Below are 15,133 nucleotides of genomic sequence, written 5' to 3' on the forward strand. Positions count from 1 at the left end.
TTCCCACTTTTCCCGGACGAACTCTAAAGCATGGCCTTCATGGGCCTGCCCGCCACATAGGTTTCACGCACCGCGCGGTCGTCGCCGAGCGTCTGCAGCAGGAAGAGTTCGTCGGTCAGCGACCGCACGACTTCCATCTTCAGCGCCATGGCGGGCGTGGCGGCGGCGTCGAGCACCACGAAGTCGGCATCCGTGCCGGCTTCCAGCGTGCCGATCCGGTCCGCAAGCGAGAGCGCCTCGGCATTGCCGAGCGTCATGTGGTAGAAGCTCTCGAACGGGTTCAGCCGCTCGCCGAGCAATTGCTGGATCTTGTAGGCCTCGTCCATCGTCTTCAGCATGGAATAGCTGGTGCCGCCGCCGACATCGGTGGCGACGCCGATGCGCACCGGTTTTTCCCGCCGCGACAGGCTTTTCAGCGGGAAGAGACCGGAGCCGAGGAAGAGGTTGGACGTGGGGCAATGCACCGCCACCGCGCCCGCCTCGCTCATCGCATCCGCCTCGCGCTCGGACAGGTGGATGCAGTGGCCGAACAGGCTCTTGCGGCCGAGCAGGCCGTATTTCGCATAGACATCCGTATAGTCGATGGCCTCGGGATAGAGTTCGCTGGTGAAGCGGATCTCGTCATGGTTTTCCGACAGATGCGTCTGGATATGAAGGTCGGGGAACTCGCGGGCGAGGGCGGCCGTCATCTCCATCTGTGCGGGCGTCGAGGTGATGGCGAAGCGCGGCGTAATGGCGACGTGGTTACGCCCCTTGCCGTGCCATTCGGCGATCACCGCGCGGGTCTCGTCATAGCCCATCTCGGGTGTATCGAGCAGGCCCTGCGGCGCATTGCGGTCCATCATCACCTTGCCGCCGATCATGCGCATGCCGCGCTTCAACGCCTCGGCGAAATACGCGTCCGCGGAGGCCTTGTGCACGGAGCAATAGGCAACGGCCGTGGTGGTGCCATGGCGGATCATCTCATCGTAGAAATGGCGGGCAATGCGGGCGGCATGCTCGCTTTCGACGAAGCGGCATTCCTCCGGGAATGTGTAGGTGTTCAGCCATTCCAGCAGGTTGGCCGCATAGGAGCCGATGACCTGCATCTGCGGGAAATGCAGATGCGTGTCGATGAGACCGGGCAGGATGAGGTGCGGGCGGTGGTCGATCTCGTCGGCATCGCCTGCAACATCGCGCACGCCGGCATAGGCCCCGGATGCAACGATCCTGCCGTTCTCCACCAGCAGGCCGCCGTCTTCCTCGTAGCGGTAGCTCGCGGTGTCGTCGATGGCCTCGGGACGGCGCAGGAACGAGAGCAGGCGTCCACGGATAAGGGTCTTGGTCATGGGCGTGGCTCCTTCGGTGGTCATGTCTTCCCGCACATAACGCAAGATTTGCCGGGGAGGAAAGCCCTGCCGGATGGGCAGGGCTCTCCTGTCGCCGGTTACGCGGCAGCGGCGGCTGCACCCCTGCGGCGAAGGAAGATCGCGATCAGGAACCCCGCCGCCGCGGCCATGCCGCCGGTCAGGAAGACGCTGTCATAGCCTGCCCGGTCCGCCAGAAGCCCGGCAAACGGGCCGGTCAGGCCGTAGGCAAGGTCCTGGAAGGCCGAGAAGCCGCCAAGCGCCGTGCCCCGCAGATGGGGCGGAACGCGGTGCACGACTTCCCGCCCGAGCGCCGGGAAGATCATCGAGCCCCCGAGGCCGGTGAGGAAGGCGCCGGCGAGGGCGAAGGCCGGTTCGCCGGCGCCCCAGATCAGCAATTGGCCCACCGTCTCCATGGCAAGCGAACCGATGGCGACGGGCAGGTCGCCGATGCGATCCGGCAGGTGACCGAAGAGCAGGCGCATCAGCACGAAACCGACACCGAAGGCCGTGAGGCCGAGGCCGGCATGGCTCCAGTGCTGATCGCGGAAGTGGAGGGCGAAGAAGGCGCCGATCGCGGCAAAGCCGATGCCCTGCAGGCAGACGACCGAACCATGCAGCCAGATCCGGCTGATGACGCTGGTGAACGACGGTCTTTCGCGGCCGGGATGCGCGGCGACCGACGGCAGCCGCCAGATGGCGAGGAGGCCGACGGCGGGCAGGACCGCGCTGACAGCCATCGTGCCGGCAAAGCCGAGGCGGGCAAAGAGCACGAGGCCGAGCGGCCCGCCGATGGCGAGGGCCCCGTAGATGGCGGCGCCCACCAGAGAGAGCACCTTGCCCGCGGCGGCCGGCCCGACGATGCCGACGCCCCAGGCAATGACGCCGACGGCCACGAGGCTTTCGCCAAGGCCGAGCAGCAAGCGGCCCCCGACGAGGATCGTGAAGGCGCTCCACGGCGCCTCCGGCAGCAGGCCGGCCGCCATCGAGGCGAGCGCGCCGGCGACATAGAAGAAGAGGCCGCGGGCGACCGCGACCTTCGGGCCGCGCTCATCCGAAAGGCCGCCCGCATAGGCGCGGGTGAGGATCGTTGAGAGAAAGGCGATACCGACCGCCAGCCCCGCAAGAGCATTGCTGAGCCCCAGCGATCCCGTCACGAAGACGGGGATGACCGGAAGGGAAAGGGCGACGCACAGATAGGAAATGAGCAGGATCGCCGTCAGCAGCAAAAGCCGGGCGGGCGGCGCCGCGCGCATCAAGGGAAAAGCCATGGGAACCTCCAGGCTGTTCCTCGTCAGCGGGCGCAAAAAAACGCACTCCGACCGACGAGGTCGTTGAGTGCGTTGCTTGACGTCAAACGCTTACGGCCAGAGAACTGGCATGACGGCTCCTTAGGCGCTTCCCGGCGGCCTGTCAACGCCGATGCCGTGCCCCCTTTCGCCAATGCAAGGACGGGGTGGCGAGGCGAACTGCATCAGACCGCCGGCGGCAGGGTTGCCAGGATCCAGTCCCGGAAGGCCCGGATTTTCTGGATGTTCTGGCGGTTCTCCGGATAGGCGAGCCAGTAGTCGCGGCCATCGTTGCAGGTGAGCGGGAAGGGTTGGTAGAGCTGGCCGAGCGCCACTTCCTGGCGGAAATGGCCGGGGCTGAGGATGGCGACCCCCTGGCCGGCCATGGCGATCTGCGCGTCGATGGTCTGCGTGCCGAGCTCGTTCGGCGGGAAGCGGTCGAGGTCCGGATTGTCGACGCCTGCGGCGGCAAACCAGGTGCGCCACCAGATGTCCCTTGCGCTGATGATCGGCAGTTTCAGGAGATCCGCCGGTTCCCGCAAACCGCCGATTGAGGCGGCGAGCGCCGGGCTCAGCATGGGGGCGAAATCCATGCGCATGACGCGGTGGCAGGTGAGCCCCGGCCAGTTGCCCTTGCCCCAGCGGATGGCGACGTCCGCCTCTTCCCGCGCAAAATCGATCACGTCCTGCGAGGTGGAAAGGCGCACCGCGATGTTCGGATGCTTGAGCTGGAAATCGCCGATGGTCCGGCTCAGCCATTGCAGGGCGAAGGTGGGCGTGGAGTGGATGTGCAGTTTCTGGTCCGTCGCCCCGCGCAGATCCGATACGGCCTCCGCGAGCTTGGCGAGGCCCTCTGCCACCTTCGGCGCGAGCCGCTCTCCGGCCTCGGTGAGCACCACCTGGCGCGGCTGGCGCAGGAACAGCGTCTCGCCCAGCGTCTCCTCCAGGAGCTTTATCTGATAGCTGACGGCGGTCTGCGTCATGCCGAGTTCGTCGCCGGCGCGGGTGAAGCTGGCATGCCGGGCGGCCGCCTCGAAGACGCGGAGCGCATTGAGCGGGAAATTCCGCGACATCTTCATGGCCAAGTTCTCTTCATGCATGCAGACGAAGGTTCGATTGGAATTCCATCATTTTTGGGCGCACCCTGCAAGCAGTTGATGAAATCTACGAGGTCTTCCCATGGCATGCAACATCGATCAGATGCCAGTGCGCGCCGCCCAAACCGGCAGGGTGCGGTTCTGGCACAAGCTGTCTCTCGTCTTCTCGCGCAGCGAGCGGCGGCGTCTTCCTTCGCTGGAACCCTGTGCGCTTTCCGATCACCTGAAGCGCGATCTCGGTTTCCTCGATGGGCGCTGCTAGAGTTTGTCAGGGAAAAGTGGGAACCGGTTTTCCCGAAAAGACAAACGAAAACAAAAGAATTTAGAGCATTTCCAGCCGGAGCGGCGTCGCTTCGGCGTCGGACAATGCGGCAGGAGCAAAGAGCATTTCCAGCCGGAGCGGTATCGCTCCGGTGTCGGACAATGCGACAAGGACAAGAGTTGACAACGATGCCGGTGAACTGGTCTTCACCGGCATTGCGTCACGAGTGGGCTGCGAAAGCGAGCAACACTTCGGCTGTGGTCATGGCGGCGATGACCTCCGGCCGCTTGTCGCCGACCGCGGTGCCGCCGATCGGCATGGACAGCCGGTCGGTCGCGGTGCGATCCATGCCTTCTTCCGCGAGATAGCGCAGGAAACCGTCGCGCTTGGCGCGCGAGCCGACCATGCCGACATAGGCAAGATCGGTGCGGGCGAGCGCCTGCCGGCCGATGCGGAAATCGAGCGCGTGGTCATGGGTGACGACCACCACGGCGGAGCCAGCCGGGATATCGGCGATCAGGGCTTCCGGCGTGCCGTCCTGACGGTGGTGCACCTGCGAGGTCAACTGGTCGAGTTCGCTCTCGCGCGCCTCTACGACGAAGACATTAAGAGGGAGCAGGGTGAGTGCTTCGGCGAGCGCCCGGCCGACATGGCCGGCGCCGAACACCCAGACCTGGGGTCTTTGGCGCTCCTCTTGCGCAAGGCGGGCTTCGAGCGTGCGGCGGGCATCCTCATCGGCGATCCTGAAGGAAAGCTCGACGGATCCGCCGCAGCACTCGCCGATCTCGGGGCCGAGCGGGATGGTGAGCCTTGCTTCCCCACCGGCATCGGCCAGCATGCGCCGGGCGTTCTCGATGGCGACATGTTCGAGCGGCCCGCCGCCGATGGTGCCGTGGATTTCGGTTGGCGCCACCAGCATCAGCGTGCCCGCATCGCGCGGCGTCGAGCCTGTGACCGCGGCAATCTCGACGATGACCACCCGATGTTCCCGGGCGAGAAATCCTTCCCGGCTGTCCTGCTGAAAATTCATGTCGTCCTTCTTTGTCCGCACCGGCGCCGGCGATCGGCCGGCGCCGCGAGCGCCTTACTGTGCGGTCCAGCCGCCATCGACGGATATATGGGTGCCGTTGATCGACTTTGCCCCATCGGAGGCGAGGAAAAGCGCGATGGCCGCGACCTCGTCGGTGCCGACGAATTCCTTGGTCGGCTGGAATTTCAGCATGACGTCAGTCTTCACCTGCGCTTCGCTGATGCCGCGGGCCTTCGCGGTGGCGGGGATCTGCTTTTCGACCAGCGGCGTCAGCACGTAGCCGGGGCAGATCGCGTTGGCGGTGATGCCGTTCTCGGCGATTTCCAGCGCCACGGTCTTGGTGAGGCCGAGAACGCCGTGTTTTGCCGCCACATAGGCAGCCTTGAAGGGCGAGGCGACCAGCGCATGCGCGGAGGCGACGTTGATGATGCGGCCCCAGCCCTTGCGCTTCATATGCGGCACGGCGGCGCGGATGGTGTGGAAGGAGCTGGAGAGGTTGATCGCGATGATCTGGTCCCACTTGTCGACCGGAAAGTCCTCGATCTTCTCGACATGCTGGATGCCGGCATTGTTGACGAGGATATCGACGCCGTCGAATTCCTCCACCGCCGTCTGGATGAGGTCGGCGATCTCGTGCGGCTTCGTCATATCGGCGGGATGATAGAGCACGCGGCCCTTGCCGAGGGCTTCCAGCCGAGCGCGGATCGCCTCGATTTCATCGGCCGCGCCGAAACCGTTGATGACGACGTTGGCGCCGCTTTCGACGAAGGCGGTGGCGATGGCAAGGCCGATGCCGCTGGTGGAACCCGTGACGACGACACTCTTCATATTCTCTGTCTCCATATGCTGCGTCGCGGTAGCCTACGCCTAAAACTCAAGCGATGACAATTGCGTTTTCCGCGCGGTACAGTCCCGCTGGGCGTGAAGCGCGATTTGCGTTTTATTTTCCTTTGACATTCGTTTTAGTCTCGTATTGAAGATTCCGAAGGGTCTGGGAGAGACCTTCTGATGGGGAGGAAATGATGGGCGGATATGTTCTCGCGATCGATCAGGGCACGACCTCGAGCCGGGCGATCGTCTTCGACGGCAACCAGAAGGTCGTCGGCTCCGGCCAGAAGGAATTCACGCAGATCTTTCCGCAGTCCGGCTGGGTCGAGCACGATCCCGAGGAAATCTGGGAAAGCGTCGTCTGGTCCGTCAAGGCCGCGTTGAAGAAGGCCGATATCAAAGCCTCCGACATTTCCGCCATCGGCATCACCAATCAGCGCGAGACGGTCGTGGTCTGGGAGCGCGAGAGCGGCAAGCCGATCCACAATGCCATCGTCTGGCAGGACCGCCGCACCGCCTCCTACTGCGACAAGCTGAAGAAGCAGGATCTCGAGAAGATCTTCACGAAGAAGACCGGCCTGCTGCTCGATCCCTATTTTTCCGGCACCAAGCTGTCCTGGATGCTTTCCAACGTGAAGGGCGCGCGGGCGCGGGGCGCCAAGGGCGACCTCTGCTTCGGCACCATCGATACCTTCCTGATCTGGCGGCTGACGGGCGGCAAGTCCCACGTTACCGACGCCACCAATGCCAGCCGCACGCTGATGTACAATATCGCGACCAACGAATGGGATGCGGAGCTTCTCGACATCCTGCGCGTGCCGAAGGCCATGCTGCCCGAGGTGCTGGACTGCGCCGCCGATTTCGGCGTGACGGAGAAAGACCTGTTCGGCGCGGAAATCCCGATCCTCGGCGTTGCCGGCGACCAGCAGGCGGCGACCATTGGCCAGGCCTGCTTCGAGCCGGGCATGATGAAATCCACCTATGGCACCGGCTGCTTCGCGCTGCTCAACACCGGCCCCGACATGGTGCGCTCGAAGAACCGCCTGCTCACCACCATCGCCTACCGCCTCGACGGCGAGACGACCTATGCGCTGGAAGGCTCCATCTTCATCGCCGGCGCGGCCGTGCAATGGCTGCGCGACGGGCTGAAGGTCATCAAGGCGGCGCCCGACACCGGAGACCTTGCCGCCAAGGCCGACCCGACACAGAACGTCTACCTCGTGCCGGCCTTTACCGGCCTCGGTGCACCGCACTGGGACCCGGATGCGCGCGCCGCGATCTACGGCATGACGCGCAACACGGGGCCGGCGGAGTTCGCCCGTGCGGCGCTGGAGGCCGTCTGCTACCAGACGCGCGACCTGCTCGACGCCATGCACAAGGACTGGAAGAACAACGGCAACGAGACGGTGCTGCGCGTCGATGGCGGCATGGTCGCCTCCGACTGGACCATGCAGCGCCTTGCCGACATTCTCGATGCGCCCGTCGATCGCCCGACCATTCTGGAGACGACGGCCCTCGGCGCGGCCTGGCTTGCCGGCCAGCGAGCCGGCGTCTGGCCGGACCGCAAGGGCTTTGCGAAATCCTGGGCGCGAGACACGCGCTTCGAGCCTCAGATGGACGAGAAGACCCGCGCGGTGAAGATCAGGGGCTGGAAGGATGCGGTGCGGCGCACGCTGAGCGCCTGAGGCAATTCCGGTTCGGCTGGAAAAGCGCATCCCTGCCTTCCGGGGCCATGCACCCGGATGCTATGCAACCGCCATGGAACCATCCCCACCCATCGCCGCAGGCCGGTCCTGCGGCACTTGCACGCTCTGTTGCCGTCTGCCGGACATCGACCTTTTCGACAAACCGGCCAACGCCTGGTGCCGGCACTGCATCGAAGGGCAGGGGTGCTCGATCTATGCGGACCGGCCATCGGTCTGCCGGGACTTCCTGTGCCTGTGGATGACCGATGAAGGGCTCGCCGAGGCATGGGAGCCGTCCCGTTCCCATATGATGATCTACCGGCAGGGGCCGCAGATCACGGTTCTGGTCGATCCCGATCATCCCGATATCTGGCGGAACGAACCCTATCATTCGCAATTGCGGGCCTGGGCGAGCGAAGCCGAACCGACGGGCGGCTATGTCATCGTCTTCTGGCAGGACGACGTGTTCAAGATCTGACCCGCGGCAATCTTTGCTGAAAATCAAAAATAATCCGGTGCGCCCTGTCGGCTGAGACGCTACTCCTACGTCTTTCAGCCAACGGGAGCTCACCATGTTGTATGCCGTTCTTTGTTACGATGCCGAAAGTGAAGTCTGCGCCTGGAGCAAGGAGCTGGACGACAAGGTCATGGCCGATCTCGGCGCGGTCAACCAGCGCTATGCCGAGGCCGGCAAGCTGGGTCCCGTCGCGCGGCTGATGCCGACGACGGCGGCCGTGACGGTGCGCAAGGGCGCGACGGACAATATCGTCATGGACGGCCCTTTCGCGGAAACCAAGGAGCAGTTCCTCGGCTTCTTCGTCCTGCAGGCGGAGACGCTGGAGGAGGCAATCCAGTTCGCCCGCGAGCTTTCCGCCGCCAATCCGGCCAACGGCACCTATGAAATCCGGCCGCTGCAGTTCTTCAATCCGGGAGTACCCATTCCATGACAGACCTCGCCTGGATCGATCTGGCGCTGACATCGGCGCGGCCGCAGGCCATGGGCGCCCTGTTGCGCTATTTCCGCAACCTCGACCTGGCGGAAGAAGCCTATCAGGAAGCCTGTCTTCGCGCGTTGAAGGCCTGGCCGGAGAAGGGCCCGCCGCGCGATCCGGCCGCCTGGCTCATCTTCGTCGGCCGCAACAGCGGAATCGACCAGGTCAGGAAACGGGCGAAGCATCAGCCGCTGCCGCCCGAGGAGGTGCTGTCCGATCTCGACGATATGGAAGGCGACCTTGCGGACCGGCTGGACGGTTCGCATTATCGCGACGATATTCTGCGCCTGCTCTTCGTGTGCTGCCATCCCGACCTGCCGGCGACGCAGCAGATCGCGCTGGCGCTGCGCATCGTTTCCGGGCTTTCGGTCAGGCAGATCGCGCGTGCCTTCCTCGTTTCCGAAGCGGCGATGGAACAGCGCATCACGCGGGCCAAGGCGAAGGTGGGGGCTGCCGGCATTCCCTTCGAGACGCCCGATGCCGTGGCGCGGGCCGAACGGCTCGGCCTTGTCGCGGCGATGATCTATCTCGTTTTCAACGAAGGTTATTCGGCCGGTGTGCCGGAAAAGGCGGAGGCGCCCTTCTGCGCCGAGGCGATCCGGCTGGCGCGGCTGCTGCTGACGCTTTTCCCCGCCGAACCCGAGATCATGGGCCTGACGGCGCTGCTTCTGCTGCAGCATTCGCGGCTGGCCGCACGTTTCGACGGCGACGGCCAGCTGGTGCTGCTGGAGGACCAGGACCGCGCGCTCTGGGACCGTGCGCTGATCGACGAGGCGCTGGTGCTGATCGACAAGGCGATCCGCCATCGCGCGCCGGGCGCCTATCAGATCCAGGCGGCGATTGCCGCGCTGCATGCCCGCGCCGTAAGCGCCGCCGAGACGGACTGGTTCGAGATCGATCTCCTCTACCAGACGCTGGAGCGCCTGCAGCCCTCGCCGGTCGTCCGGCTCAACCGGGCCGTCGCCGTCTCCAAGCGGGAAGGGCCGGCCGCGGCGCTGGCACTGATCGAACCGTTGGAAGACAAGCTGAGCGGCTATTTCTACTTCCATGGCCTGCGCGGCGGCCTGCTGAAGCAGCTTGGCCGCTACCGCGAGGCGCACGAGGCCTTCGACCGCGCCATCGCACTTGCCGGCAACGCCGCCGAGGCTGCCCATATCCGCCAGCACATCGACAGCATGCAGCGCGAGATGATCGAAACTGCAAAATAATTTCATTTCCGATGTCGGATCGGCCGCTACCCGGTCGTCCTTGATACGAACCAACCCATTCCACTCAATGAGGAAAATGACATGACCGACGCTGCTGAAATCAAGCCCGCCAACAACCGCGAACTCGTGCTGACCCGCGTGCTCAACGCCACGCCCGCCCAGCTCTTCAAGGCCTGGACGACACCGGACCTGATGAAGCAGTGGTTCGCGCCGAAGCCATACGAGACGCCCGTCATCGAGATCGAGCCGCGCGACGGCGGCAAGTTCCGCACCGTCATGACCGGCCCCGACGGCTTCCACATGGACAATACCGGCATCTTCCTGAAGGTCGAGAAGGACCGCCGCATCATCACCACCGACGCCTTCGGTCCGGATTTCAAGCCGACGGAAAAGGCCTTCTTCAGCGCCGAAATCCTCCTCGACGACCTCGGCAACGGCCAGACCCGCTATACCGCCATCGCCCGCCACTGGTCTGTCGAGGATTGCGAAATGCACGAGAAGATGGGCTTCCACGAAGGCTGGGGCCAGGTGGCGACGCAGCTCGAAGCGGTTGCCTCCAAGCTGTAAAACGCTCGGGGCGCAAGGTTTTGACGAAGCCTTGCGCCCGCTCCCTTCGTCACGCGATCCGGCGCGTGGCAGGACGATTGCGTAGGATGAAGGAATGCCGGGCCTTGTGCGCTATGCCGGCTGCCGGTTTTCGTGGCGAGGCGGCGGCTGGTCACCGGTAAACACACTGTTTCCCGATTGGCCCTTCCAAGCGGCTTCAGCCGGTCCTATCTCACGGCAAATTCCTCTTTCATCCGGAACATCCCATGGAACTTGGCCTCTATACCTTTGCCGATGTCGATCCCAATGCCGCCGACAAGGGGCGGGAAGGGGAGCGGCGGCTGAAGAACCTCCTGGAAGAAATCGCGCTGGCCGATCAGGTCGGGCTCGATGTCTTCGGACTTGGCGAGCATCACCGGGCGGACTATGCCGCCTCCGCTCCCGCCGTCGTGCTGGCCGCCGCCGCGGCGCAGACGAAAAACATCCGGCTTTCGAGCGCCGTGACGGTGCTGTCGTCCGACGATCCGGTGCGGGTGTTCCAGCAGTTCGCGACGGTCGACCTCATTTCGGGCGGTCGGGCGGAGATCATGGCGGGGCGCGGCTCCTTCATCGAATCCTTCCCGCTCTTCGGCTATGCGCTTGACGATTATGACCAGCTTTTCGAAGAGAAGCTGGACCTGCTGCTGGCGCTCAACGAAAGCGAAAAGGTCTCCTGGAACGGCGTGATGCGCGCGCCGCTGCCGGGGCTTGGCGTCTATCCGCGCCCGGCGCATGGCAGGCTGCCGATCTGGATTGCCGTCGGCGGCACGCCCCAGTCGGTGGCGCGGGCGGGTGCCTACGGTCTGCCGCTGGCGCTCGCCATCATCGGCGGCACGCCGGCGCGGTACGCGCCGCTGTTCGATCTCTACCGCGAGGCCGCCCGCCGTGCGGAGCAGGGCGCGGAGAAGCTGAAGACCAGCATCAATGTGCATGGCTTCATCGCCGATACGACCGCGGCTGCGGCGGATATCTTCTACGGGCCGCAGGCCGAGGTGATGAACCGCATCGGCCGCGAACGCGGCTGGGGACCGACGAGCCGGGCGCAGTTCGACCAGTCCATCGGCCCGGACGGCCATCTCTTCCTCGGCGATCCCGAAACGGTGGCGCGGAAGATCGTCGCGCATTGGAAGATTTTCCAGAACGACCGCTTCCTCCTGCAGATGGCGATCGGAATGATGCCGCACGACCATATTTTGCGCGGTATCGAGCTCTACGGCACGAAGGTCGCGCCGCTGGTGCGCGAGATGCTGGCGGAAGCAAGGGCGGATATGGCCGCTTCCGCCTGACAGCGTGGCGCGTCCATGATAGGACGCGCCCCGAAAGAGAGATGCGATGACCCTTGGAAACGATGAAGACCTCAACGGCCTGAAGGCCATCGGCCGGATCTGCGCGAATGTGCTGCAACACATGTCGACGGCGCTCCGGCCGGGCATGACGACGGCCGAACTCGACCTGATCGGCCGCCGCATGCTGGAGGCCGCGGGTGCGCGCTCGGCGCCGGAAAGCTGCTATAATTTCCCGGGCGCGACCTGCATTTCCCTCAACGAGGAGGTGGCGCACGGCATTCCGGGCGACCGCGTGATCCGCGAAGGCGACCTCATCAATATCGACGTTTCCGCCGAGCTCGACGGCTACTTCGCCGATACCGGCGCGTCCTTCACGGTCGGCCGCGCGGCGCCTGCGGTGGAACGTCTCTGCCGGGACGGCAAGCGGGCGCTGTGGGTCGGTCTCAAGGAAGTGAAGGCGGGCAAGCCGCTGGCGCAGGTCGGCAACGCCATCGGCGAGTTCGCGCGCAAGAACCGCTATACGCTGATCGCCAACCTTGCCAGCCACGGCGTCGGCCGCTCGCTGCACGAGGAGCCGACGGAAATCGCCACCTGGCCCGATCCGCAGGAAAAGCGCCAGATGACGGAAGGTCTGGTCTTCACGGTGGAGCCCTTCCTGTCGCTCGGCGCCAACTGGGCCGAGGGCGGCGACCGCGACGAGTGGACGCTCTACAGCGAGCCGAGCGCGCCGACCGTGCAGTTCGAGCATACGGTCGTCGCCACGCGCAACGGTCCGCTGGTGGTGACGCTGCCGGGCTAGGCGCTTCAGGGATCGCGGCGGTAAGGCGCGCCGCCCTTTGCCGGAAACGCTCCAGCCTTCACCGGGGCTGATCCGATCATCAAATTATCTCGTTTGTCGCGGCCATGGTGCAGTGCGATGGTCGCGGCATGATGCAACGCACAGTCCTGTCCCGCGAACCCGTCCGGGCGGCCCTTGCCGGGGCGCTTGCCATGGCCGTCGCCATGGGGCTCGGCCGCTTCTTCTATACGCCCGTGCTCCCCGGCATGATGGCGGGTCTCGGCCTCGATGCTGCCGATGCCGGCATCATCGCGGCGGCAAATTTTGCGGGTTACCTCCTCGGCGCGGTGCTGGCGGCCTATGGCTGGGCGGCCGGCCACGAACGGCGCCTCGCGCTCGGCGCGCTGGCGGCGACCGTGCTGCTTCTCATCGCCATGGGCCTGCTCTCGGGCGTTGCGGCGCTGTCCCTCGTGCGGTTTCTCGCCGGCCTTGCCAGTGCCTTCGCCATGATCTTCACGACGGGCATCGTGCTCACCATCGGCCTTGCCCATCAGGATCCCGGCGTGCAACGCGCGCATTTTTCCGGCGTCGGCATCGGCATCGCGGTCTCGGCGGTGCTCGTCTATCTGCTCTCGCTGATTGCCGATCCCGCGCTTCCCACCTGGCGGATCGACTGGCTCGCCGGGGCGCTGCTCGGCGCGCTCGGCCTTGCCGTCGTCGCCATGCTGCTGCCCCGGCCTTCCCGCAACACGGTCGCCGCGCGTGAACCGCCCATCGTCTGGACGCGGCCGCTTGCGGCGCTGACGCTGAGCTACGGCCTCTTCGGCATCGGCTATGTCGTCACCGCCACCTTCATCGTCGCCATCGCGCGGGAAGGGGCGCAAAGCCCGCTGCTGGAATGCCTCACCTGGCTCCTGACGGGTGCCGCCGCCGCGGTTTCGCTCATCGCCTGGAAGCCGGTGGAACGGCGCCATGGCGTCGCGGCCGCCTATCTTGCCGCCCTTCTCGTCGAGACGGTGGGCGTCGCCATGACGGTCACGCTGCCCTTTCCCTGGTCCGCGCTCATCGGCGGCGCGCTGCTCGGGCTCACCTTCATCGTCATCACGGCCTATGGCCTGCAGCTTGGCCGGGTTCTCGCCAGCGAAAGCCCGCGGCGTGTGCTGGCGCTGATGACGGCCGCCTTCGGCGTCGGACAGATCCTCGGGCCGCTCGGCGCAGGCTTCCTTGCGGCGCGCGCGGGAAGCTACGTGCTGGCGAGTCTCGCCGCGGCCGCCCTCCTGCTGCTTGCCGCGGCCATCACGGTTCTCGGCGGCGCGCTCTCCATTAAATCTCGGTAATCCGGGCGCGTGCCGATTGTTGCCCTGTGCAAACTCCTCTAGGTTCGGCGCGAACCGGCAGCGCGGCTGCCCCTCGCAAACGAGAGTTTCGCCCCTTGGTCCACGCCTTCTTCCCGCAGCCGAAGCTGTTCTTTTCCTCCCTCGTCGTCTGGACGCTGCTTGCGATTGCGGTCTGGTATCTTGGCGGCGCCGATTTCGGCGCGGTCCTCGGCATGCCACCGCTGCCCGAGGGCACCGAGCCGCCCGTCGGCCTCGGCTATTTCGTGACGCCCGACAACATCTGGTTCTACCTCTACTTCCTCATCTGCACCGGCATCTTCGGCCTGTTCTGGCAGATCCGGGCGAAGGACAATCCCTGGACCAACTGGTCGATCTGGGGTTCGGCCTTCATCATCTTCTCGACCTATTTCAGCGTGCAGGTCTCGCTCGCCATCAACAACTGGCGCCGGCCCTTCGGTGACACGCTGATGGGCGCCTTCCAGCAGAACAGCACGGTCACGGTCGATCACTTCTTCGACCTGATGCTGATCTTCTGCCAGATCGCCTTCATCAGCGTCTTCGTCTACGTGATCACGCGCTTCTTCGTCAGCCACTATGTCTTCCGCTGGCGCACGGCGATGAACAATTACTACATGTCGCTGTGGACGCGCGTGCGCCATATCGAAGGCGCCTCGCAGCGCGTGCAGGAAGACACGATGCGCTTCGCCACCATCACCGAAGGTCTCGGCGTCAGCCTGATCGATGCGGTGATGACGCTGGTCGCCTTCCTGCCGGTGCTCTTCGCGCTTTCGGTCCATATCGGCCCGATGCCCTTCATCGGCGAGATCCCGCATGCGCTGTTCTGGGCCGCGATCCTCTGGTCGGCCTTCGGCACCTTCCTGCTCGCCTTCGTTGGCATCAAGCTGCCGGGCCTCGAATTCCGCAACCAGCGCGTCGAGGCGGCCTACCGCAAGGAACTGGTCTATGGCGAGGATGACGCCAGCCGCGCCCAGCCGCCGACGGTTCGCGAGCTCTTCGACAATGTCCGGACGAACTATTTCCGGCTCTATTTCCACTATCTCTATTTCAACGTCGCCCGCATGTTCTACCTGCAGGCCGACAACCTCTTCGTCTACTTCATCCTCGTGCCGACCATCGTCGGCGGCAAGATCACCTATGGTATCCTGAACAGATCCTGACGGCCTTCGGGCAGGTGTCGAGCTCGTTCCAGTATCTCGTCAACTCCTGGTCGACGATCATCGAGCTGCAGTCGATCTTCAAGCGCCTGAAGGCCTTCGAGGCGGCGATCGAAGGGCAGGAACTGCCGAGCATCGACCAGCAGTTCATCGAGGCCGGCGGCAACGAGGACCTGGCGCGCTAGAGAGTTTCCGGCCGAAGCGGGGTCGCTTCGGCGTCGGATAATGCGGTAAA

The 15,133-nt window shown here is 65.1% G+C and carries 14 protein-coding genes and 1 pseudogene; 10 read left to right on the forward strand and 5 right to left on the reverse strand.

Features of this window, described 5'->3' with window-relative positions:
* Positions 1–23 precede the first annotated feature (23 nt).
* The 3 genes from guaD to V8U06_RS08520 all read right to left on the reverse strand — a co-directional run bounded on the left by guaD (position 24) and on the right by V8U06_RS08520 (position 3,714).
* Positions 24–1,328, reverse strand: a complete 1,305-nt coding sequence (gene guaD, locus V8U06_RS08510) for a guanine deaminase (RefSeq protein ID WP_427140284.1) — start codon at positions 1,326–1,328, stop codon at positions 24–26.
* A gap of 98 nt (positions 1,329–1,426) precedes the next feature.
* Complete coding sequence (locus V8U06_RS08515; RefSeq protein ID WP_427140285.1) at positions 1,427–2,617, reverse strand: MFS transporter; 1,191 nt, start codon at positions 2,615–2,617, stop codon at positions 1,427–1,429.
* Between the two features lie 203 nt (positions 2,618–2,820).
* The gene (locus tag V8U06_RS08520) at positions 2,821–3,714 is read right to left on the reverse strand and encodes a LysR substrate-binding domain-containing protein (protein ID WP_427140286.1); all 894 of its coding nucleotides are present in this window, start codon (positions 3,712–3,714) and stop codon (positions 2,821–2,823) included.
* 100 nt (positions 3,715–3,814) lie between these two features.
* Here V8U06_RS08520 and V8U06_RS08525 point away from each other — a divergent pair, with 100 nt between their 5' ends.
* A complete protein-coding gene (locus tag V8U06_RS08525; RefSeq protein ID WP_427140287.1) occupies positions 3,815–3,994 on the forward strand; it encodes a hypothetical protein in 180 nt (59 codons plus the stop codon).
* A gap of 220 nt (positions 3,995–4,214) precedes the next feature.
* Here the strand turns inward: V8U06_RS08525 and xdhC are convergent, their stop codons facing one another.
* Positions 4,215–5,024 (reverse strand): xanthine dehydrogenase accessory protein XdhC, encoded by an 810-nt coding sequence (gene xdhC, locus V8U06_RS08530; RefSeq protein WP_427140288.1) that lies wholly within the window; start codon positions 5,022–5,024, stop codon positions 4,215–4,217.
* A 54-nt stretch (positions 5,025–5,078) separates the two neighbouring features.
* Entirely contained in the window at positions 5,079–5,852 is a 774-nt protein-coding gene (locus tag V8U06_RS08535) for a 3-hydroxybutyrate dehydrogenase (RefSeq protein WP_427140289.1), read from the reverse strand.
* 194 nt (positions 5,853–6,046) lie between these two features.
* Between V8U06_RS08535 and glpK the strand changes: the two genes are divergently transcribed.
* The 9 genes and pseudogenes from glpK (at position 6,047) to sbmA (ending at position 15,083) form a co-directional block, all read left to right on the forward strand.
* Positions 6,047–7,537, forward strand: coding sequence for a glycerol kinase GlpK (glpK, locus tag V8U06_RS08540; RefSeq protein WP_427140290.1), 1,491 nt, complete (start codon positions 6,047–6,049; stop codon positions 7,535–7,537).
* A gap of 73 nt (positions 7,538–7,610) precedes the next feature.
* Complete coding sequence (locus tag V8U06_RS08545) at positions 7,611–8,015, forward strand: YkgJ family cysteine cluster protein (protein WP_427140291.1); 405 nt, start codon at positions 7,611–7,613, stop codon at positions 8,013–8,015.
* A gap of 94 nt (positions 8,016–8,109) precedes the next feature.
* On the forward strand, positions 8,110–8,484 hold the full coding sequence (locus V8U06_RS08550) for a YciI family protein (RefSeq protein WP_226918174.1): 375 nt from the start codon (positions 8,110–8,112) through the stop codon (positions 8,482–8,484).
* Positions 8,481–9,737 carry an RNA polymerase sigma factor gene (locus V8U06_RS08555; protein WP_427140292.1) on the forward strand — a complete coding sequence of 419 codons (1,257 nt, stop codon included), beginning with the start codon at positions 8,481–8,483 and terminating at the stop codon, positions 9,735–9,737. Before V8U06_RS08550 ends, V8U06_RS08555 begins: the two co-directional genes overlap by 4 nt.
* Before the next feature lie 81 nt (positions 9,738–9,818).
* Positions 9,819–10,304, forward strand: coding sequence for an SRPBCC family protein (locus tag V8U06_RS08560; RefSeq protein WP_427140293.1), 486 nt, complete (start codon positions 9,819–9,821; stop codon positions 10,302–10,304).
* A 245-nt stretch (positions 10,305–10,549) separates the two neighbouring features.
* The gene (locus tag V8U06_RS08565) at positions 10,550–11,608 is read left to right on the forward strand and encodes an LLM class flavin-dependent oxidoreductase (RefSeq protein WP_427140294.1); all 1,059 of its coding nucleotides are present in this window, start codon (positions 10,550–10,552) and stop codon (positions 11,606–11,608) included.
* A 46-nt stretch (positions 11,609–11,654) separates the two neighbouring features.
* On the forward strand, positions 11,655–12,407 hold the full coding sequence (gene map / locus V8U06_RS08570; protein WP_226918178.1) for a type I methionyl aminopeptidase: 753 nt from the start codon (positions 11,655–11,657) through the stop codon (positions 12,405–12,407).
* A 128-nt stretch (positions 12,408–12,535) separates the two neighbouring features.
* Positions 12,536–13,723, forward strand: coding sequence for a YbfB/YjiJ family MFS transporter (locus V8U06_RS08575; protein WP_427140295.1), 1,188 nt, complete (start codon positions 12,536–12,538; stop codon positions 13,721–13,723).
* Positions 13,724–13,818: 95 nt separating this feature from the next.
* A pseudogene (gene sbmA / locus V8U06_RS08580) lies at positions 13,819–15,083 on the forward strand (peptide antibiotic transporter SbmA).
* Positions 15,084–15,133: the final 50 nt, after the last annotated feature.

This window comes from Shinella sp. G-2 (genome assembly GCF_050172695.1).
Lineage (GTDB): Bacteria > Pseudomonadota > Alphaproteobacteria > Rhizobiales > Rhizobiaceae > Shinella.